General features: G+C 70.1%; 16 protein-coding genes, 1 pseudogene and 2 CRISPR repeat arrays. Of the genes and pseudogenes, 7 read left to right on the top strand and 10 right to left on the bottom strand.

What is annotated here, in order from left to right; genetic code table 11:
• Positions 1–71 precede the first annotated feature (71 nt).
• Together ACFVHV_RS01030 and ACFVHV_RS01025 are read right to left on the bottom strand one after the other, a co-directional pair.
• On the bottom strand, positions 72–1,247 hold the full coding sequence (locus ACFVHV_RS01030) for a ParB/RepB/Spo0J family partition protein (RefSeq protein ID WP_380347939.1): 1,176 nt from the start codon (positions 1,245–1,247) through the stop codon (positions 72–74).
• Positions 1,247–1,885: a ParA family protein gene (locus ACFVHV_RS01025; RefSeq protein WP_359902473.1), complete on the bottom strand. Its 639-nt coding sequence runs from the start codon at positions 1,883–1,885 to the stop codon at positions 1,247–1,249. Before ACFVHV_RS01025 ends, ACFVHV_RS01030 begins: the two co-directional genes overlap by 1 nt.
• An 818-nt stretch (positions 1,886–2,703) precedes the next feature.
• Positions 2,704–3,098: direct repeats of the CRISPR family, unit length 29 nt; unit sequence GTAGGCCCCGCACGCGCGGGGATGGCTCC.
• Positions 3,099–3,310: 212 nt separating this feature from the next.
• On the opposite strand from ACFVHV_RS01025, the gene ACFVHV_RS01020 reads away from it, so the two are divergent.
• Positions 3,311–3,550 carry a hypothetical protein gene (locus tag ACFVHV_RS01020; RefSeq protein WP_380347937.1) on the top strand — a complete coding sequence of 80 codons (240 nt, stop codon included), beginning with the start codon at positions 3,311–3,313 and terminating at the stop codon, positions 3,548–3,550.
• 38 nt (positions 3,551–3,588) lie between these two features.
• Here the strand turns inward: ACFVHV_RS01020 and ACFVHV_RS01015 are convergent, their stop codons facing one another.
• On the bottom strand, positions 3,589–7,449 hold the full coding sequence (locus ACFVHV_RS01015) for a helix-turn-helix domain-containing protein (RefSeq protein WP_380347935.1): 3,861 nt from the start codon (positions 7,447–7,449) through the stop codon (positions 3,589–3,591).
• A 368-nt stretch (positions 7,450–7,817) separates the two neighbouring features.
• Here ACFVHV_RS01015 and ACFVHV_RS01010 point away from each other — a divergent pair, with 368 nt between their 5' ends.
• From ACFVHV_RS01010 to ACFVHV_RS00990, 5 genes are all read left to right on the top strand, one after another.
• Positions 7,818–8,240 (top strand): DUF2690 domain-containing protein, encoded by a 423-nt coding sequence (locus ACFVHV_RS01010; protein WP_380347933.1) that lies wholly within the window; start codon positions 7,818–7,820, stop codon positions 8,238–8,240.
• A gap of 212 nt (positions 8,241–8,452) precedes the next feature.
• Positions 8,453–8,881 (top strand): DUF2690 domain-containing protein, encoded by a 429-nt coding sequence (locus ACFVHV_RS01005; protein WP_380347931.1) that lies wholly within the window; start codon positions 8,453–8,455, stop codon positions 8,879–8,881.
• Between the two features lie 314 nt (positions 8,882–9,195).
• Complete coding sequence (locus ACFVHV_RS01000) at positions 9,196–9,636, top strand: spore-associated protein A (RefSeq protein WP_359902463.1); 441 nt, start codon at positions 9,196–9,198, stop codon at positions 9,634–9,636.
• Positions 9,637–9,832: 196 nt separating this feature from the next.
• Complete coding sequence (locus ACFVHV_RS00995) at positions 9,833–10,174, top strand: spore-associated protein A (protein WP_359902461.1); 342 nt, start codon at positions 9,833–9,835, stop codon at positions 10,172–10,174.
• A gap of 123 nt (positions 10,175–10,297) precedes the next feature.
• A complete protein-coding gene (locus ACFVHV_RS00990) occupies positions 10,298–10,654 on the top strand; it encodes a spore-associated protein A (RefSeq protein ID WP_380347929.1) in 357 nt (118 codons plus the stop codon).
• Positions 10,655–11,761: 1,107 nt separating this feature from the next.
• Here ACFVHV_RS00990 and ACFVHV_RS00985 read toward each other — a convergent pair.
• Both ACFVHV_RS00985 and ACFVHV_RS00980 read right to left on the bottom strand, forming a co-directional pair.
• A complete protein-coding gene (locus ACFVHV_RS00985; protein WP_380347927.1) occupies positions 11,762–12,628 on the bottom strand; it encodes a S1 RNA-binding domain-containing protein in 867 nt (288 codons plus the stop codon).
• 431 nt (positions 12,629–13,059) lie between these two features.
• The gene (locus ACFVHV_RS00980; protein ID WP_380347925.1) at positions 13,060–13,647 is read right to left on the bottom strand and encodes an SMI1/KNR4 family protein; all 588 of its coding nucleotides are present in this window, start codon (positions 13,645–13,647) and stop codon (positions 13,060–13,062) included.
• A gap of 239 nt (positions 13,648–13,886) precedes the next feature.
• Positions 13,887–14,464: direct repeats of the CRISPR family, unit length 28 nt; unit sequence GTCGGCCCCGCACGCGCGGGGATAGCTC.
• 141 nt (positions 14,465–14,605) lie between these two features.
• On the opposite strand from ACFVHV_RS00980, the gene ACFVHV_RS00975 reads away from it, so the two are divergent.
• Complete coding sequence (locus ACFVHV_RS00975) at positions 14,606–15,928, top strand: UDP-glucose dehydrogenase family protein (protein WP_380347923.1); 1,323 nt, start codon at positions 14,606–14,608, stop codon at positions 15,926–15,928.
• A gap of 268 nt (positions 15,929–16,196) precedes the next feature.
• Here ACFVHV_RS00975 and ACFVHV_RS00970 read toward each other — a convergent pair whose 3' ends face one another.
• The 5 genes and pseudogenes from ACFVHV_RS00970 to ACFVHV_RS00950 all read right to left on the bottom strand — a co-directional run bounded on the left by ACFVHV_RS00970 (position 16,197) and on the right by ACFVHV_RS00950 (position 19,999).
• Complete coding sequence (locus ACFVHV_RS00970) at positions 16,197–16,832, bottom strand: DUF7003 family protein (protein ID WP_380347950.1); 636 nt, start codon at positions 16,830–16,832, stop codon at positions 16,197–16,199.
• Positions 16,771–17,103, bottom strand: coding sequence for a transposase family protein (locus tag ACFVHV_RS00965; RefSeq protein WP_380347921.1), 333 nt, complete (start codon positions 17,101–17,103; stop codon positions 16,771–16,773). The genes ACFVHV_RS00970 and ACFVHV_RS00965 overlap by 62 nt, the downstream gene beginning before the upstream one ends.
• A gap of 135 nt (positions 17,104–17,238) precedes the next feature.
• Positions 17,239–17,799 carry an SMI1/KNR4 family protein gene (locus ACFVHV_RS00960; RefSeq protein ID WP_380347919.1) on the bottom strand — a complete coding sequence of 187 codons (561 nt, stop codon included), beginning with the start codon at positions 17,797–17,799 and terminating at the stop codon, positions 17,239–17,241.
• Positions 17,800–18,085: 286 nt separating this feature from the next.
• Positions 18,086–19,018, bottom strand: a complete 933-nt coding sequence (locus ACFVHV_RS00955; protein WP_380347917.1) for a hypothetical protein — start codon at positions 19,016–19,018, stop codon at positions 18,086–18,088.
• A 49-nt stretch (positions 19,019–19,067) separates the two neighbouring features.
• Positions 19,068–19,999 (bottom strand): annotated as a pseudogene (locus ACFVHV_RS00950) (IS5 family transposase).
• Positions 20,000–20,175: the final 176 nt, after the last annotated feature.

The raw sequence follows: 20,175 nt of genomic DNA, 5'->3' as shown, positions 1-20,175 counted from the left end.
GCGCTGGAGCCCCTGGGGGGGGTGCCCCGGCCCCGCCTGTCGGGGGGGCCGGGGCCACCACGGGTGTGTTGTCAGCTGCTGGTCGTCAGCAGCCGGTTGGCCAGGGCGTCGGCGAGGCGGTAGGCCTCGTCGGCCGAGAGGGTGCGGCAGATGGCGTCCGCCAGCTCCTCCACGTTGTGCCAGTCGACGTCGCCGAGCTCCGCCTGCGGGGCGGCCGACGACTGCTCGTCCACCGGGACCACGGCCCGCTGCTCCGGCATCGGGAGCGGCTCGGAATTTTCCGCGGAAAATCGCTCGGGGCTCCGGACGGGCTCGGCGCTCGCGACCGGGTTACGGGGCGCGGGCTCCGGCCGGGGAGCGACGGGAGCCGGCGCCTTCACGGTGGCCGGTGCCGCCTCCGCGGCCGGCTGGGCCGCGGGCGTGGAAGCGGGTGCGGAGGCAGCCACCGCAGCGGGCTGCGGCGCGGGGGCCTCCGCAGGCGCCTTGGTGGCGGCCCTGGCCTCCAGCTTCGCGGCGCGCCTGGCGGCCACCGCGTCGGCGTCGGACTGGAGCAACTGCTCCAGCTCCGCGGTCTGCCCGGCCAGGGACATCGCCTCGATGCCCTTCACCGAACCGAGCCGGCGGGCGACGTTGATGGAGACGCCCTCCTCGCCGCGCGCCTTGGCCCGCACCTGGCGCTGCAGCTCGGGGTGGAGCTTCAGCAGGTTCTTGCGGTGCGAGATCCAGCTCTGGGACCAGCCCTCGGCCTCGGCGGCCTCCTTGGCGGTCGGGTACTGCGCCACGATGAGTATGACCGCGTTGGCCTCTTCGATCGGGTCGAAGTCCTTGCGCGCCATGTTCTCGTCGAGCGCGGCCCGCAGCAGGGTCGCCTTGGACTCCGCCACCGAGTCGTCCACGACGACGAGCAGCTGCTCGCGCCCGTACAGCTCAGCGGCGGCCCGCCGGCGGTTGCCGTTGACGATGACGACGTCCTGCGGTCCCGCGCCCAGCGTCTGCTGGTCCTCCGGCCACAGCCGCAGGTAGGCGGCCGGGGTGACGGCGAGGCAGCTCTGCAGCTGGCGGTCCTTGATGCTCGCCAGGTCGGAGAGGTCGCCCAGCTCGTCACGGGGGTTGCGCGGGTTGGGCAGGCAGTCGGCGGTGGGGATCCACTTGGCCACCGGGGCGCTGTTGTTGGCGCTGTCCACGCCGGGGGCGTCGACGACCGGGTCGCCGGCCATCGACGCGAAGGAGACACGACGACCCGCCATCAGCGGCCCCCGTAACCCAGCTCGAGGGACAGGCGGAAGAAGTCCTCACGGGCCCGGTAGGCGGTGCCGCTCTCCTTGTACTGGGTGACGACCGTTCCCTCGGCCACCGCCCGCGAGTGGATCTTGTACCGGCGCAGGACGGTCTTGGCGCGGGGCCACCCCTTCGCCGTGATGTACGCCTCGGTGTCCTCGAGGTCGGCGCGGCCGTCCCGGGGGTCCCAGTTGTTGACGACGATCCGGAAGGGGATGTCCATCGGCTCGATGACCTTCTGGATGGTCCGGGCCGTCGGGTCGAAGCACAGCGGCTCGGTGATCATCGGGACCAGGACGTCGTCCGCGATCTCCAGGGCCCTGCGCAGGATCTCCTCGTCCGCCAGGGTGCCCGGCGTGTCGATGAAGATGTGCTGGTACTCGTCCTTCTCACCGAGGACGTCGAAGGTGCACGCCGCGAGGTTGACCGTGGTGGTGGTCTTGCCCACGCCGCCCTTCTGGTTGGCGATGACGTGGATCTTCGCGCCGGTCTTCTTCAGGTGGATCAACTGCTCGGCATGGTCGTGTGCCGCCATGAAGTCGAAGGGCAGGTTGTCTCCCACCCGCTCGGCCCAGACGACGGCGGACCCCTGGGGGTCGGTGGACACGACAAGCACAGATGGCTTCATGATGTTCCGTTCTCTCCGTGGGCTTCCCGGGCCGACTGCCCGGTACTGCGGATGCCCGCCGCTCAAAGCCGTGGTCGGCGGACGGAGAACAGCATTCCAGATGATCAGCCCGGAGCCTGACACGACCCGCGTGTCATGGAGCACAAAAGGGATGGATCGCGGTGGCCGGACTTCCGGAGAACCGCTCTGCTTTCCTGAGTCGGCATCCAATCTCAAGGGCTACCACCTGCGGTGATGCCTGTTTGGCGGAGGGGGGAATTCATGAGCACTGGTCATTCACATGGGCGGGCGCGTCGTGCACGTGCCGGCTTTCACGACGCAGGCCGACCGTCGCGGCACGGCGAGTCCCGCCCGGAGCCGGCCACGGGTGACGGCCGGCTCCGGGCCCGACCTGGGCAGGGTGAACATCGCTGGCGCTCGCATTGGTCCCGGTGCGCTGCCCGTCGGCGAGCGGGCGGTCAGTGGGGTCCGGAACTGTGACGGGCATTCCCGACCGTGCGGATGCGGACATTGGACCCGGGGCAGCCTTGTCGGGCCGAACTTGGACGTGCGACCAGTTGACCGCGCCGCCTCGGAGCAGAATGGGACGCGAGACGGCGGTCCCGTGATCCTGCTGCTCGAAGTGCTCCTGTGTGGGTGACATGGCGGAGCGATGTGCGAAGGGTCGGCCAACCGACGAAGTAGCCCTGCTCGGTTGGGAGAACGGAGCGCCACGTCGACCCCTGCGCAGACGGGGCTGTGGACTCGAACTGATTTAATTGGCGCACTCCGAGCCGAATCACAGCAGGTCAGAAAGTGTAGGCCCCGCACGCGCGGGGATGGCTCCTGCGACTCGACGTCGCCCGGCGTGCGTTGGTCGTAGGCCCCGCACGCGCGGGGATGGCTCCGTCGACGGCCACCTGGTGCTCCACCTCAAGGAGTAGGCCCCGCACGCGCGGGGATGGCTCCCTGTGGCAGCAGGGTCTCGTGCCTGCGGACTCGTAGGCCCCGCACGCGCGGGGATGGCTCCATGCCTCCGGCCTCGAAGTTGCCGCTGGGGGTGTAGGCCCCGCACACGCGGGGATGGCTCCCCGGCCCGGCACATCAAGACCGGCGGCATCGGGTAGGCCCCGCACGCGCGGGGATGGCTCCAGCTTCGTGAGTTCTGCGTGCGTGACCACGGTGTCGGCCCCGCACGCGCGGGGATGCTCGTTGAGCGCTGGCGGCCAGTCGGGTTCGGCTCACACTGGTCTCCGCCCCGTTTGGCAGGCCGGATCTGCCCGACCGTCGTCCGGGCCAGCTGAACAGCCCTGAGGCAGGCGTCCCCATCCCTCAGGGCTCCGATGAGCGTTCCGTCACGGCAGAGCCAGCGAGGTTCAGGGGAACCCGTGGGATGTCGCACACCTCGACCGCACCGGCTTCACCTTGTTCCTGGGCGAAGCCGCTGTGGGCGTCGGCGGCTGGTCAGCGGGCGACGACGACCGTGATTGGCGTGTCGTCGCAGCCGGCCGCGATCTCGTGGAGCGCGTTCAGCTCGATGGGATCGACGGCGAGTCGCCAGCGGGTCTTGACGGCCACTCCGAGGCCCCGGACCTCGTCCTGCTGCTCACCGTGAACCGGAGCGCCGTCGGCGGCTGGTCGTACGGCTGGACAACGAGCGCCTGATCGGCGGCGAGGGCCCGCAGGGAATCGCACCGTCGGGGTCAGCAGACCTTCCGGTAGGGCACTTCGGGGAGGTACGTGTCCCAGTCGGTTTGCGGCAGTCCGCCTCCGGCTCGTTCGCAGATGTCGGCGGCTTCCCGGTCCGGGGCCACCACGACCTCGTGTCCTGGTACGTGTTCGGTCGCCATGCGCAGGGTGCGGTCGTCGGGGCTGAAGGCCAGGGAGAGGGTGGCGCCTCCTGGTGTGGGGAGGGCGGGGCCGAGTGGTTGGTGGGATGCGAGGTCCCACATCCGCAGTGTGCCGTCGGTGCCTGCGGCGGCCAGGGTGCGGCCGTCGTGGGAGAACGCGATTGCGGAGATGGGGTCGAACACCCCTGCGGCGTTGGGTCTGAAGGTGCCGGGCAGTACGCCCAGGTTCCGCTCGGCATTGCCGTCCCAGAGTGTGACGCGGCCGCCTTCGTCGCCGGTGGCCAGGTACCCGCCGTCCGGGCTGAAGGCCACGGCGTGGGTCGTGTTCTGGGTGAGCGTACGGGGGTTCACCTGGCCCGATGGCAGGTCGGCGAGTTGGTTGTGCGAGGTGACGAGGAGTTGTCCGTCCGGCCGGGCGGCGAGTTGTTCCCCGCCGACGCCGGAGATCACCCGTGTTCTGGCCCTCTGGGACAGGTCCCAGACTTCCACGGCCTCCTCCTGCGGCATCCGTGACACCAGAAGCGATCGTCCGTCCGGTGTGAAGGCGATCGCGTTGACAGTGGACACGGTGAGCCTCTCACCGGCCACGAGGTCCAGGGTCGCGGTGACGCTGGCGGTGGAGACGTCCCAGATGGACACCCTGGGGGGTGCGTCCCACTGCAAGCGGTCGAAGACGCCGAAGGCGAAGGCTCCCCCGTCGGGACGAAAGGCCGTGAGGACGGTGCAGGGCATGGAGCTCCGGCGCTGCGAGGTGCAGGACGTGGCGGGGAGGTCGACGGCGTTTCCCGGCCCGCGGAGATCGCGCAGTTGGAAGCGGTACATGTCCCCGCCCTCCGGCGACGCCAGCGTGGCGAGTGTGCTGCCGTCGGGGCTGAACACGGCAGCCGCGATCGGTCGGCTCGTCCAGGCCGGAGCGAGGCCAGTCGTGAGGTCGATGGTGCGGACCACCGCTCCGGTCGGGCCCTCCAGGTAGCGGATCCTGTGTGCGGCCGGATCCAGCCTGAACTGGCTGGCGTCGGTGTTGGCGAGCGGATGCCGCAGGAACGGGACCGATGGGGTGTCAAGGCGCCACAACAGCACCTCCTTGCCGTCCGACGCCACCATGAGCGTTCCGTCCGCGCTGAACGCCGCCTCCCTGATGTCGGCGTGCTCGATCCGCGGGAGCTCCGTTCCCGAGGCGATGTCCCAGATCCGGACTCCGCCGCCGTCGACGACTGCCAGCCGGCGGCCGTCCTGCGCGAACCCGACCGCCTGGTTGAGGCACTGCTGCGCGGTGACGTCGGGGGCCCAGGGGGTGGGGACCGGGCGCTGTTCGGGCACATTCCACACCTGGACGGGCTCGCCCGGAACGCACAGCGCCATCAGGCGGTCGTCGGGGCTGAGCGACGCATCGGGGTACGGGTAGTGCTGCATGCGGTCCTCCACCCACATCCGCCGCTGCCTGGCTTCAGGTACGCCGCGTAGCTCGTCGGGGACGACCGGCCTGCGCTCACCGCCCCTGGTGCGTCGTTCGAGCAGCAACCGGCCGTCGCGGACATCCCGGACCTGGACCACGTCGTCCTCGCCCGCGACAGCGTAGAGGAGCAGGGTCCGTCCGCTCGGGCTGAGTCGGGCCGCGGTCGGGTCCAGGCCGGGACCGGAGGAATGGCGTGCCACCGGGGCCGCGCCCGTACTCTCCTCGGGCAGGTTCCACACGTTCACATGGTCGTGCTCGAACACGGCGAGGGTCCGGGCGTCGGCGCTCATGTCGTCCACGTCGTCCGCTTCGGCCCCCAATCCGGGCAGCGAAGCCACCCGGCGGTGCGTGTCGACGTCCCACTTCACCACCTCGTCGCGGCCGACACCGACGAAGGTGCGGCCGTCGCCGCTGAGGAAGTGGGTCTGCGGGACGGATTTGCCGGAGGGCGGGTCGGTGAAGACGTCCTGATCCGGCTGGACGGCGGCGCCGAGCAGTGCGGACCGTGACTCGGGAAGATCGGCGGTCTTCCACGCGGCGAGGCTCAGCCGCATTGCCGTGAGGGGGTCGGAGGTGCGCATGCCGTCCGCCACCGCGGCGGCCCGGCGGGCGGCGGCCTCCGTGCGACGCCGTTCGCCGGTCCGATTCTGCTGCCACGCGATCACCCCGGTCAGCAGGACGAGGACGACCAGGGCGGACAGCGTGCCGAGGAGGGTGCGCAGCCGTCGGGCTGAACGTGCCGTGCTTCGCTGTTCGCGGCTTCGGGCGGCGAGAGCGGCCCTGACGAACTCGAACTCCAGCGGGGTGAGGTCGTCGCGGTGCCCGCCGGTCGCGAAGGCCGCTTCGGCCGCTGTCAGAAGAGTGCCCCGGTAGAGCGCTCCGGGATCGCGGCCCAGGTCCTCCCAGGCCTTGGCGGCCTCGGTGAGGCGCCGGTGCTGGCGCAGCCGGTCGCGGGCGTCGTCGACCCACGCGTTCAGCCGCGGCCAGCAGCTGATCAGTGCCTCGTGGGCGAGGTGGACGGTGTCGCCGTCCAGGGTGATCAGCCGGGCGCGGGCCAGGCCTTCGAGAACCCCCGCGGTGCCGGTGTCGCCGGTGCCGAGGGATTCGAGTTCGGTGCGGTCGGCGGGACGGCTCGTGTCCTGAGCGCCGTCGCCCGGGGTGACCAGTCGCAGCAGGATGCGCCGGGCAGTGGTGGCCTGTTCCGGTGTCAGGCCGCCGTAGGCCCGCTCCGCGGTGCGGGCGATGGCGCCGCGTACCCCGCCGGCGGCTTCGTAGGCGGCTTCCGTCAGTGTCCTGCCCTTGCGGCGGCGCCACGTCTCCAGCAGGGCGTGCGACAGCAGCGGGAGCCCACCCGGTTCGCCGTCGACCTCCTCGATGATCCTTGAGGTGAGGGCGCGTTCGACGATCAGGCCCGCGCCGGCGGCCGGCTTGACGATGGCCTCTCGCAGCTCGGCCGGGCCCATCGGCCCGACCAGCAGCGTGGCCTCCCGCAGGGCGACGGCCAGGCCGTGGTGGTCCGCGCAACGGCCGAAGAAGTCCGCCCGTACCGCCAGGACCACCCGTAATCGGCTGTCCGGATCACACGCTGCCAGCAGCAGGTCGAGGAAGGCCGCGCGTTCCGCCGGTTCGGTGCACAGCGTGAACGCCTCCTCGAACTGGTCCACCACCAGCACCGTGTCGCCCGCGCCGTTCGCGGGCGCCATCAGCTCGGCATGGTCGGAGGCGGGCCGCGGGCCCGGAGTGAGGATCCGGATGGCGGCCGGACCCGTGCCCGTCGCGCCCCGGTCCCGGAGCGCCGGAATCAGTCCGGCGCGCAGCAGGGAGGACTTGCCGCTGCCCGAGGCACCCACGACGACGACCAGGCGACGGGAGTCCACCAGGGCCAACAGGTCGGCGACGAGCCGGTCGCGGCCGAAGAACCGCTCCCGGTCACCGGGTTCGAAGCGGGCCAGGCCCCGGTACGGAGCATCGGCGTCGTCACCGTCCTCGGCTGCCGCGTCCCGCGCGGCGGCGTGCCAACGCCGCTCCCACTCCGCGAGGTCCCCGCCACAGGCCTCCACGTAGGCCAACGCCACCGGCAGCGAGGGAAGCTGCTGACCGCCGGCCGCCCGCGACAGCGTCGCGACCGAATACCGGGTACGGCCGGCCATCGCCCGGTAGGTGAGGTCTCCGGCTTCCCCGCGCAACCGGCGCAGCTCGAACGCGAAGCGTTGGACCGGCCCTGCGGCCGGATCCAGCGGGCTCTCCTGGCGCCCCATCCTGTGTCCTCCCCCACTCGGCGACACCACCGGACCGGCGTCAACCTACGGGCCGGGGAAACCCACCACAACGGCTTCTCATCAGCCTGTCTCGTTCCAGCGGTCCTTCCGACCTGCGGAGCGGCATTTTGTTTCGTCCGGCAAGCAGGGCTGCGCAACAACCGGCCGGCTGTGAAAACTCGAACCGTGCCGGGGCCGAAGCACAGCAACGGCCGGCCCTGACGCCGGCGCGACCACGCCCCGGGGACACCACCGCCCGTACGGGCCGTGTTCCGCCGCACCGGTGAAGCGCAACGGCATTCCGAGACCCTGCGGCTCTCGGAATGCCGCACAGTCCCCTCCGCTCCCCACACCGAAAGGAGACAGCGATGTCTCTCGTCAAGATCCGTACCGCGATGATCGCGTTCGCGTCGAGCGCGGCACTCATCGGCGGCACCGTCGTTCTCGCCGCTCCGACCGCATTCGCCGCCACGCCTCAGGTCACGGCCGGCTGCTACGGGTCCTCCTGCAACAGGCAGGACCCGGTGGACATGGGCTGCAGCACGGACGCCTACACGGTGGAATCGGTGGATTCGGCGAAGGGCACGATCGAACTCCGCTACAGCCCTTCGTGCAGGGCGAACTGGGCCCGGATCTCCGGCGCCTCGAACGGGCAGGAGTTCTACGTGTACAACGAAAGCCTGGTCGTGTGGTGGCACGCGATCGGCTCCACCGGATACGGCGACATGGTCGATGGCTCAGGCAAGGCGCGTGCCTGCATCTCTAGCGGCGCCTGCACCGGGTGGCACTGAGGCTCCTTCGCCCGTTCGGGCATCCGGGAAGCTGCCGTGGTAGCGCAGCTCCCCGTCCTCGGCGGGGTCGGCAGCTGACGCCCGGGTGGGTGTGGCCCACGGTCAGCACCCCACCCGCGGTCCTGCCATCCCGTGCCTCGCCGGGCGCACGCCGACACACGCCGACACACGCAACTTCTGCCGATCCCCTTCTTACAGGGAAGGAAATCCGAGTGAAGCGTACGAATCGTCTGGTCAGGGTCCTGGTCGGTCTCGCGGTGGCCGCGACGGCGCTGGGCGGACTCGCCGCTCCGACCGCATCCGCCGCCACGCCCCGAGTCACCGCCGGCTGCTACGGGTCCTCCTGCAACGGACAGGACCCGGTGGACATGGGCTGCAGCACGGACGCCTACACGGTGGACTCGGTGGCCTCGACGTTGGGCACGATCGAACTCCGCTACAGCTCTTCGTGCAGGGCGAACTGGGCCCGAATCTCCGGCACCTCGATCGGGCAGAACTTCTGGGTGCAGAACACGAACCAGAACATCCACGGGTGGATCGCGACCGGCTCCACCAGCTTCGGCAACATGGTCAACGGTTCGGTCCAAGCGCGAGCCTGCATCGATAACTGGGACCAGCCCATCTGCACCGGCTGGCACTGAGGCCCCTCTGCCCGTTCGGGGATCCGGGGAGCTGCCGTGGTAGCGCGGATCCCCGTCTTCGGCAGGGCCTGAAGCTGACACATCGGCGGAGCCCGAAACCCGCAGCGCGGGCATTCGCATGGCTCCGACCGTTCCGCCGGGACGGTCCGAAGCGGGTTCGGCGCGACCACCCGGGTGGGGCGTGACCGTCAGTCACGCCCCACCCGTGCCCCTGCCATTTCCACTGCCCGGCCCAGCGCACTCCGAAATCAGTCCGGGCGAATTCTCGCCGATGAAATGAACCGCCACACGGAGATCAAACCCGAGGGAGAGAAATGAAGGGCAACTTCAAGGCAGCCGCAGCATCGCTGATCGCAAGCGGAGTGCTGCTGATGGCATCGCCTGCAACGGCAACCGCGGCCGAGGTCCCCTCGCGCCTCGGAACGGATCAGGCGGCCGCCGGATACAACGGCGCCTGCGGCAGCGGATACCGGGTCATCGACAGTCTGCGACTGGAGTCGGGCGCCAACATCTTCCTGACCTATTCGGACAGCGGGTTCAACTGCGTCGTGACGGTGGCCGAATACCCCGGGTCCGCCCGATCCATGGACGCGTGGATTCAGCGGACCGGCGACTACGCCTCCCGTCATTCCGACAGCGGTAACTACACCGCTTACGCCGGCCCGGTCTTCGTCTACGCCGAGGGAAGCTGCGTGGACTGGGGTGGCTCGTACACCTACGGAAAGTACTGGCAGAACGCCGGGCACTGCGGTTGATCCCGCCGTCGCGGCGCTCTCCGATCCCCCGCATTCCCGGGAATTCCGACCCGGATCATCCACCCCACCCGCTCGGTCAGTCGCACAGGGAGTCCAAGTGAGGAAAATCCAGTCGTTCCGCCTTCGCGCAGGAATCGCCCTGTCGTCGGCGCTCGTGGGCCTCTTCGCTTTTCCGCAAGCGGCCGCAGCAACTCCGGTGAACGGGACCTACAACGGATCGTGCGGCGCCGGATACAGCGAGGTCGACTCGCTCGACATCAGCGGATACGGGCGCACCTTTCTGACCTGGAACAAATCCAACGGCTACAACTGCGTCGTCACGCAGAAGTACGGGGCGAACGACGGACCCGTCGAGCTCTACTACATGACGGCCTGGATCCAGCGGACCGCAGACGGCTTCGAGGAGGAGGACAAGAACCTCTACCACCACTACGCGGGTCCGGTGTACGCGAACGGGCGGGCCACCTGCATCAACTGGGGCGGCTACGTGGACGACGCACCCACCGGGGCGTACCAGTACAGGTCGCACTGCGGGTAGCGAGGAGAAGGAGGAACGATCATGATCGTCGAAGCACTCCATTGCGGTGGGGTCGGCCCTCGCGAGGGTCCCGGACGGCTCCGGGGCCTCAGAAGTTCCGTTCCCGCCGTCATCGCGGGAGCCATGACGATGGGACTGCTCGCCCTCGCCACTCCCGCCGCCCACGCTGACGCGTCCGGAGTCTGCGGGAACGGATACAAGCTCATCGACTCCGCGCCGGTCGGGAACCTCGGAACGGCCTACCTGACCTGGAGCGCGGAGTCGGGCCGCAACTGCCTGGTCGTCGTGCGCAGCCACCCGGGCGCCGCCCTCTCGATGAATGCCTGGATCGGGCGGGACGACGGCATCCAGGACATCGACTCCGGCTACTACACCTCGTACGCCGGCCCCGTCTCCGTGGACGGCCGCGGCACCTGCATCGACTGGGGCGGTGTGATCCACGACCAGGAAGTCAGCCGCTGGCACACCCACTGCGGATAGCCCTGCCGCTCGGGAGGGGCGCCCAGTCCGACGGCCTCCTCACCTGACGAGAAAGGAGGACACCCGCTGGCCGGCGCGCCCACCGTGGGGCTTGCCCCCGTGACCCTGGCGCCCGGGACGGCCACCGCAACCACCAGCGCCCACAGCGGAGTCTGAGGCGCCGGCTGCTTCTCCTCGTACGCGGGGCCGGTCTGCCTCTACGCGAAGAACTTGTGCATCCACTGGAGCGGCGGCATCGGGGGAGCAGCGACAGGATGCTCGCAGGTCATGTCAGAGCCGACTCCTACTGCAGGTGACAGTCCGAGGACCCGGCTCCCCGGTGCCCGGTGGTGAAGTGCACATCAGGGGCACTGCGCGGGCGGCACGTCGATCGGCAGAAGAAAGAGACCGGGAGGCCCGGCAGCCGTCATGGGTGCCGGGCCTCCCGGTCGTCGGCCGGTGACATGTCGGGTCCGACCACAAGCTGGTCGACGTGCCGTACGGCTCAGTCCCGCCGGCGGGGAGCCTCGTCGTCCGGGGGGTCAGGGCCGGCGAAGTGGAAGGGCACCGACGGGTGCCCGGCCAGGGCCGGCCCGCGCGTTCGGCGGCCGCGGCGCATGCGAGCTGTCCACCGCCGGCCTCCTCCACGCCGTCCGGGTAGCGCCTCGCCGTGGTGGAGTGGATGGTGGCCAACGGATGCTCCTGCGCGGGGTCCCCGGTGATCGCCAGCAGGACCGTGAACCAGCCGTGGACGGTGTCGCCGTCCCGGACCGCCTCGATCGCCACGACGCGGCCGGGGCAGCCGGCGGCACCAAGCGCCAGGGACTCCAGGTCGAGGGGGCTGTCGGGGCTCCGGGCGATCCGGTTGTCTTGGTGGGTGTAGCGGTCGTTGACGATCTCCTGGGCGATGCCGATGCCTATGCCGGAGGGGACACCGCCGACATCGAGGACGGTCCGCAGCGCGCGGAAGAGGCAGCCCTGGAGGATTTTCCTGTCCCACCCCCGACGCGGGCGCGGCAGCGAGGACGTCCTCGCCTGCGCCCCGGGCCCGTGGGGGAACGAGGCCCGCCCGCCCGGCCGGGATCGGAGTCCGGCTCGGCACCGAGTGCACCGCCGCGCCCGGGACGATCACGATCGGCGGGAGGGGAGCTCCCGCCGCGACAGCATCAGCTTTCGGCGTTCTCGGTCGATGTCGGTGACGACGACCAGGACTTCGTCGCCGACCCCTACGACCTCCTGCGGTGTCCGCACGGGTGTCCGTGCGAGGTCCTTGAGGTGGATCAGCCCCTCGACCCCGTCGGCCACCTGGACGAAAGCGCCGAACGGAACCAGCCCGGTGACCCTTCCGCGCAGTGTCCGGCCCGGCACGACGTCGTCGGCGAGGTCCTGGAAGGGGTCCGGCCGCGTAGCCCGCAAGGACAGCCTGGCCTCCCCGTTCGTGGTGTCGAACTGGAGGAATTCGCACGAGACGCGCTCACCGACCCGGACGATGTCCGAGGCCGTTTCGAAGCGACACCAGGACAGTTCGGGGAACGTGATGAACCCGACCCCCGGGAAGACCGGATGGGCGGGCCCGTCGTCCAGCGCCACGAACACGCCGAACGACTCGATCGACGCGACCGTGCCGGCCATGATCTCGCCGGGGGCGAGCAGCTTCAGAAAGGCCCACAGCTCCGGGTGCCCGGTGGCTGCCATCGACAGCCGCACCCCGCCCGCGGGCCGGTCGACGCCGATGACCTCAGCGGTGATCCGCCGACCGACCTCCACGCCCTCGGTCCGAGGCCGCCCCCAGGACAGGTCCAACGAGCCGACGAACCCCAGCGGTCTCGCCGGGAACCCGTCCAACGTCACCGCGACGCCGGAACGGGTGGTCTCCGATACGACCCCACCGCACAGGTCGCCGACGCGGATCGCTGACAAAAAGCTCCGTACGGCGCGGTCATCCGGTGCTTCGTCCATACCGGCAAGCCTTTCACGGAGGGAGGGGTGGGCCACCAGGAGGCGGGCGTCGGATCCGGCTCGGGCGGGGCCGAGCCGGTCCGGCCCGTCTGCAGTTCGCTGCGCTCCCCCGCCCTTCTCCGCCCCGCAGCGCGCACCGCCGCCTACGCGCCGACCGGCTCCGACCGCACGAAGGACGTCCTCGCCGCATGCCGTTCCCGTCCGCTCGTCCGTCCGTCCGCCGAGCAGTACCCGGCCGCATGTACGGGCTTGGCATGAGACAGCGACGTTGATGGCGCCGGCTGCCGCAGATGAACGCGGTTGCGACCTCCGGGGACAGCGGCCACCAATGCTGCCCGCGCACCATGCGAAGCCCTGGCACGGCTGACAGCGAAGCCCGGAACGACCCGTCGTCCTGACCACGGCCCGGGGCGGCCCTGCCACGAGTCCTGGCCTGACTCAGACTTCCGTGTCGCCCTTACGGGAAGTCAGATCTTCGGCGCCAGGCGATGGCGGTTCGGATGGGCACGAAGCCGAGGCGAGGTGAGCTCCAGGGCCCGGTTGTCGAGTCCGGCGCTCATGTGATCGAGCCAGCGTTCGTACCAGTCGAGGAAGTCGGTGGCGGAGGAGACGTTGGGACCCCAGTAGCCGTCACTGTTGCCGATGAGGACGCGGCCCACGAGAGGACCGTTCACCGCGATGACGCATACGTCGGTGCAGCCCATCTCGATGATGTGGAGGAAGAGGTCGCGTGCGTGCGCCCCAGGTTCCGGGCTTCCGAAGCCCCGCGGTGCTCCCGGTTCTCCGCGCGGATCCATGACCAGCAGGGAGCATCGCTCCAGCGGCATGAGACCGTAGAACGGTGCCGCCCCGGAGCCACCGATGTGCGTGAGGAACTGCCGGTGGGCATCAGGCACGATGATGTCGTGTTCGGCCTCGAACGCAGCGACGCGTGCTTCCGTCAGCTTCGGACCGAGGTGGAACTTGTGCTGCTCTTCCCCGAAGGAGTGGCTGCGCACCGGTTGGAACGGGATCGCGGCCAGCTTGCGGCGCAGGCGGGGTATGCGGGGATCCATGGTGCGTCTTCTCTCGTTCCCGCCACCGTATCGGAAGCCGGGTCAGTGAATCCCGATGTCGACCAGAACCGTCCCGTGGGCGCGATCTTTGTGCGGGGCGTACTCATTGACGCCAACGACCTGCGGGGCCGGTGGCCCTCGAACGGGAAGGGAAGTGTCGGCCCTGTTAGCCAGCGGGGCCTGGATTCGAACTGAATGAATTGGCGTACCCTGAGACGGATCGTGGCAGGTCAGGAAGTGTCGGCCCCGCACGCGCGGGGATAGCTCCGGCCTGGTGCTCGACCTCATCCAGTAGACCCCGTCGGCCCCGCACGCGCGGGGATAGCTCCCGCTCGTGCACCTCAGGGAAGGCAATCGCGCGGTCGGCCCCGCACGCGCGGGGATAGCTCCGGTGATCACGAGCAAGGGGACGAAGGAGTGGAGTCGGCCCCGCACGCGCGGGGATAGCTCGAAGGAGATGGACGACCAAGGGTCCCCGGGTGTGTCGGCCCCGCACGCGCGGGGATAGCTCCCTCCAGTGCCACAGGCCGGGCAGGCCCCAGGGGTCGGCCCCGCACGCGCGGGGATAGCTCCAGGTCGGCGCGCAGCTTCTGCTGCTCGTCCAGGTCGGCCCCGCACGCGCGGGGATAGCTCCGCATGCAGGCCGCCCGTGCCTACGCCCGCCGAGTCGGCCCCGCACGCGCGGGGATAGCTCTTCAGCTCCGCCGCTGGTCGTGTGGCCTATGGTGTCGGCCCCGCACGCGCGGGGATAGCTCCCGGTCCGTCCTCGACGCCTCCCCCGGCGAACTGGCGGCCCCGCACGCGCGGGGATGGCTCCGACGAGCCATGCCGAGTGCGTGGCGTCCGTCCAGTTCTGAGCAGTTGACCCCACATCCGCTCCCCCGACCCGCCCGGGCGCCCGGTAGCGTCATGAGTACACCGAGTGACGGTGTGCCTCTTGCTCAGACAAGGACCCTTCATGCGCGTCTCCGTGATCGGCTGTGGCCACCTCGGCATTCCGCACGCGGCGGCGATGGCCGAGCTCGGCCACGAGGTCGTCGGCGTGGACGTCGACCGCGAAAAGGTCGAGCGGCTCAACGCCGGCGAGTGCCCGATCTTCGAGCCCGGCCTGCCCGAGTTGCTGGCCCGGCACGTCGGCAGCGGCCGTCTGCGGTTCACCGCCGACATCGCGGAGGCGGTCGCGTTCGCCGAGCTGCACTTCATCGGCGTCGGTACCCCCATCGACGCCGACGGCCGCTCCTACGACACGGGCCAGGTCTTCGGCACCGTCCGCCGGCTCGCCCTCCACCTCACCGAGCCCTGCACCATCGTCGGGAAGTCGACGGTCACCGTCGGCACCACTGCCGAGGTCACCGCTCTCGTCCAGCGACTGGCCCCGGCGGGCACCGGAGTCGAGGTGGTGTGGAACCCCGAGTTCCTGCGCGAGGGCCATGCCGTGGAGGACACGCTGCGCCCGGACCGCATCATCGCCGGGGTCACCGGCGCCGAGGGCGAGAAGGCGATCCGCGAGGTGTACGCAGGCATCCTGGACGCCGGTGTCCCGTTGTTCGTCTGCGACCCGGCGACCGCCGAACTCGCCAAAGGCGCCGCCAACACCTTCCTCGGTCTCAAGATCTCCTACATCAACGCGGTCGCGGACATGTGCGAGGCCGCCGGCGCCGACATCGCCCGGATCGTGGAGATCCTCGGCGTCGACCCGCGGATCGGCGCGGGCGGCATGCGGCCGGGCATCGGCTACGGCGGCGGCTGCTTGCCCAAGGACGTCCGCGCGTTCACCGCCTCGGCCCGGCAGCTCGGTGCCGGCGGCGCCGCCGACCTGCTGCTCGCCGCCGAGGGGATCAACGAGTCCCGCATCGGCGTCGCGATGGACCTCGTCGCCGACGCCCTCGGCGACCGGCCGCTCCGGGACGCCCGGGTCACCGTGCTGGGTGCGGCGTTCAAGCCCGGCACCTCCGACGTCCGGGAGTCCCCCGCCCTGGCACTGGCCCTCGCCCTGTACCGGGCCGGCGCCGTGGTCACCGTGCACGACCCGCAGGCCGTCGCCAACGCGATGGTCCGCAACCCCGAACTCGACTTCACCGCGGACCTGCCCGCCGCACTGGCCGGCGCCGAGTTGGTGGTCCTGGCGACCGAGTGGTCCGAGTACCGGCGGGCGGACCCCGGTGCCCTGCTGGATCTGCCCGCCGACCCCCTCCTGGTCGACTGCCGCACCACCCTCGACCCCGAGCCCTGGCGCGCGGCGGGCTGGCGCATCCACCAGCTCGGCAGGCCCGGAAAGTAGCGGAGCCCCATCGAGGGGCAGGGCCGCAGACTCGAAGCAGGTCCCGATCGGGCGGCGATTCCTGCCGGACCGCCGGAACGACGCTCTCCGAGGGGGCGGACGGTGCACCTCCGCCCGAGGGGGTCCAGTACTGGTAGGAGTCTGCGGTCGGGGGATCTGGGTTCGTCCGTAGAAGCGGGCGGTCGGCGGCCCTGCGCAACGGTGACAGGCTTTCGCAGGAACGCAGGGCCGGAAGCACGCTTGTGTCGGCAGCGGTCGGGCAGACGATCTACAGAGTTCCGGCGTCCGGCCAGTGGGACCAGTGGGTGTTCGCCGGGAGCGTCGGTCGGTACCGGGTCGGGTCCCCGGAGTTCAAGACCTCGGCGATCATCCGGAACGTCTCGTGACCGCTGGGCATGACGTCCCAGGAGTCCTCCGGTTGGTTCCACTCGTCAAGTCGCATCAGCTCCGGCAGCTCGGAGGGAATGCCGGCCCGCAGCTCCGTCTCGTCGGCCAGCAGGAGCGTCCTGTTCGCCGGCGCGAGCAGGCGGAACACGTCCTGCAAAGGGGTGTCGGCGTCGGCGTCGACCGTCAGCGCGGTGCCGCGGACGACCACCGGGACTCCTCCCGCGTAGACCTCGGTGCCGGCGGGATCGATCTCCTCCATGTTGTCCACCCGTGCCAGGAAGTCGCCGAACCCGGGCTCGCCGCGCGTCAGGCAGTTGCCGAAGCAGTGCATGACGTCGATGAGGTTGCCGCCGCGCGGGTTGTAACCCAGCAGTTCGGCGACCACGGCCCAGCGCGTGCTGTCGCCGAGCAAGTGGATCCGCGCATCGACCGGGTAGTAGTAGCCGTTGTCGAGATCAGGGAACTCTCCCTTGTCCGCGCAGAGATCGAACTGTCCGAGGATCGACGAGGTTGTCATCACGTCTCCAGGCTAGGACCGGGCTCTCGGCCGCTCCCTGGCGGGAGTCCGCTGCCCGGTGGCGGCGGCTCAGGCCCGTGACCTGCTCGACGAACGTCCGCCGCCCGCAGGAGACGACTTCGCACGTGAAGCGCTGGACACGAAGCCGCAGCACCACCCGCCGTGCTGCCAGGGGAAGATCGGCGGGAAACCGCAGGTAGGAGCCGTGAACCCGTCCCGACCGGCTCCCCCAGCCCCGGGCAGCAAGCCGTGACCGTCCGGGATCTGACACCTATCCGGATCACGTCGCCGTTGTCCCGCACCGACATCACCCTGATCTCCGGAGCCGACAGGAAGAGCAGAGATCAACGGTCACAGGGAGGTGGCACACCGTAGAAGTTGGACCGGAGCCCTGGCTTTCGGACAGTCAGAGGTGGGGCCAGGGGTCGATGCCCTCCTCCTTGAGGCGTCGTTCCTCCCGCCAGTTCAGGAAGACCGGCTGGTCGGGGGAGAACATGCCCATGGGTTGAGGACTGATCTCGCCGGTCAGGAACCCGACGAGGAAGTCGACCATGCCGTAGTCGTACTCGACCCAGTCACCATCGCGGGTGAGTACGAGGGTGGTCCACCTGTCGGGATCCGGATCCGTGGTGTCCCAGAACGCCTGGCTGGCGCTGCAATCCACGGCCCATGAGATCTTCCCCTCCAGGGCTGGGCCGTCGGCGGGATCCAGATCGAGCAGCTCGTACCCGCACTCGATCAACTCCTCGAAGAGCAGGGGGCCGCGAGAACCCCGGGCGACCTCCAGCGGCAGTCCTATGGAGAGCGAGCAATTGATCGACCCACCACCGTAGAGGGAGACGAAGTCGCGGTAGTCCGCCGGAAATGGAGTGCCCCACCTTTGGGCCACCTCGTCCCAGTCGATGGGATCGCCGGCTCCGGGGTGCTGCGGCAGAATCCCAGCCAGTCGGGCAACACTCGGGTGCATCAGCAGCGCCTCTCGGAGAACTCGGGCAGAGGCTCCGCCGAGCGTTCGAATGTGCGCGCGACCCAACCACCGCGGCTTGAGACAGCCTATTGATCAGGTCCCCGCGAGGAGAACTCGGTGACCTCGCTGCCGGGAGATCCGCCGGCCGTCCCGCACTGTCTCCTGCGTCCGCAGCGTCTCGACGGTCGCCGCCGCCCGGCGCCGGGCGGCCGTGTCGGCAACGGCCCGGACGGCGTGGTCGGCGCCATGGGGGTCGCAGAGCGCCCGGACGAGCCCGGTACGGACCTCACGACCTGGTTTCCATCGCCTGCAGCCGGGCCCGGGCGTCGGCGACGACCCGTCCCGATTCCTCGGTCATCCGTCCGTCCGCGTCAGTGATCGGGCAACTCATGACCAAGACGGCGAGGCCGGCGAGATCCACCATCGTCACCACCTCCGTGTGTCGGCGGGAATCGTAGTGGGCGAACTCGTCACACGCTTCGACCAGTGCGGTGAACGACGGCAGCCGTTCCACGATCATGAACCGGAGGTCCCGCAGGACGCGCCGGGTGTCCCTGCTGCGCTCGTAGACCGCGGACGCGGCGTCCTCCACCTCGCTCATATCCGTCTCGGCCCGTTCCAGGGCCTGTGCCTTCTCCTGTTCGCCGCGCCTGAGTCTGCGGCTCTGCCACTCCCCGATGGCGGCCAGCGAGAGGACGGCCGGAGCCGCGACGATCAGGGACAGCACCGTCGTCCCGGCCGCCATCCCGCCACCACCCGCGGCCAGAGACCCGCCGCCGAACCACGCGAGCGTGGCACTGCTGGCCGCCGCCCCGGACAATCCCGAGATCGCCGTGCCGGTCGAGGCAGAGGCGAAAGCTCCCACCGCGAGATAGGCGCCCAGCCCTGCACCGGACCCGACGAGCGCGCTGCCCGCCAGCGTGCCGACCGCGGCCGCCACGGCACGTTCGCGCAGCCGTCGAAGCTCGATGCCCACCACGTCGCCGACGTTCGGCATCTCGATCGAGGCCGGCTCGACCGGATTGACGCGCTCAAGACGCCGGAAGGCTTCGCAGAAGGGGACCAGGGCCTCGTCGTAGAGCGCCTGCCGTGCCTTCTGCTGGGCGGCGTTCTCGGCCGCGGCCCGCTGATCGAGCTCCTCCTTGCACTCCAGCAGACGCTCGTACCTCCGGCGGTTCTCCTTCGCGAGCCTGACGGCGTCGACTATGGCGATGGCCACGCTGCCCCCCTTGATACCGGCTCGGAGATCCTAGGTTCTGTCCCGCCGATCATGTCCGGAGCCAGATGATGGTTGCTGCGACGGTGACGGTGCCCAGGTAGACGTATGCGCGCTTGTCGTACCTCGTGGACACAGCTCGGTAGTTCTTGAGCTTGTTGATCGCCCGTTCCACGGTGTTGCGCTTCTTGTACCGCTCCTTGTCGAAGCCGGGTGGGCGACCCCCTGCCCGGCCCCGGCGTACGCGGTTCACGGCCTGGTCACTCTTCTCGGGGATGACGTGGTGGATGCCGCGTCGCCGCAGGTAGCGGCGGATCCGGCGATTGCTGTACGCCTTATCGGCGCTCACGCTGTCCGGCGTGGTGCGCGGGCGGCCCGGCCCGAGGCGAGGCACCCGAATGCGTTCCATGACTGGCTCGAACTGCAAGCAGTCCGCCCGCTGGCCTGCCGTCAGCAACAGTGAAAGCACGCGGCAGCGCCCGTCGGCACTCAGGTGAATCTTGGTGGTGAAGCCTCCTCGGGAGCGACCGAGCGCCTCACCTCCTGCACCACCTCCGCCAGGCGGGCGCACAGTCTCACCCACGGTCTTCCGCTCTGGTGTGCCATCGCGGCCGCCCCTTTTGACGCGGCGGGCGGCGGAGCTTTCCGCGCGCCGGCCGCATGCTGGTGGGCACGGATCGAGGTGGAATCAACCGAGACGTCCCAGTCGATCCCACCGGCGTCATCGGCCTGGGCTTGCACCTGCTGGAGTAGTCGTTCCCAGGTTCCGTCGGCCGACCAGCGCCGGTGGCGCTCGTAGACGGTCTTCCACGGCCCGTAGCGTTCAGGCAGGTCACGCCACTGCACCCCGGCTCGCACCCGGTGCAGGATGCCGTTGACCACCTGATGATGATCGCGCCACCGCCCGCAGCGGTTGTTGCCCGTGGGTAGGAGCGGCTCCAGACGTCGCCACTCCGCCTCTGTCAGATCCCCCCGACCAGTCACGCAAGAGCCAACGAACCAGTGGGTGACATGGGCACGGTCAGCACCTGCGATGCCACCACGCCAACTCCGGGTCTTCCGTCGGCTCGTGATGCGTTCGCCCGAGGAGTACCCCGTCCAGGCGCTCGACCTGCACCCGGAGTTCGCTGGCAGCCCTCGGCGGAAGCATGAACAGAGCC

The sequence above is a fragment of the Kitasatospora sp. NPDC127116 genome (genome assembly GCF_042677365.1).
GTDB lineage: Bacteria > Actinomycetota > Actinomycetes > Streptomycetales > Streptomycetaceae > Kitasatospora > Kitasatospora lactacystinica.
Note: the sequence above shows the minus strand (reverse complement) of the source record. Positions and strands in the feature narration are given on the sequence as shown.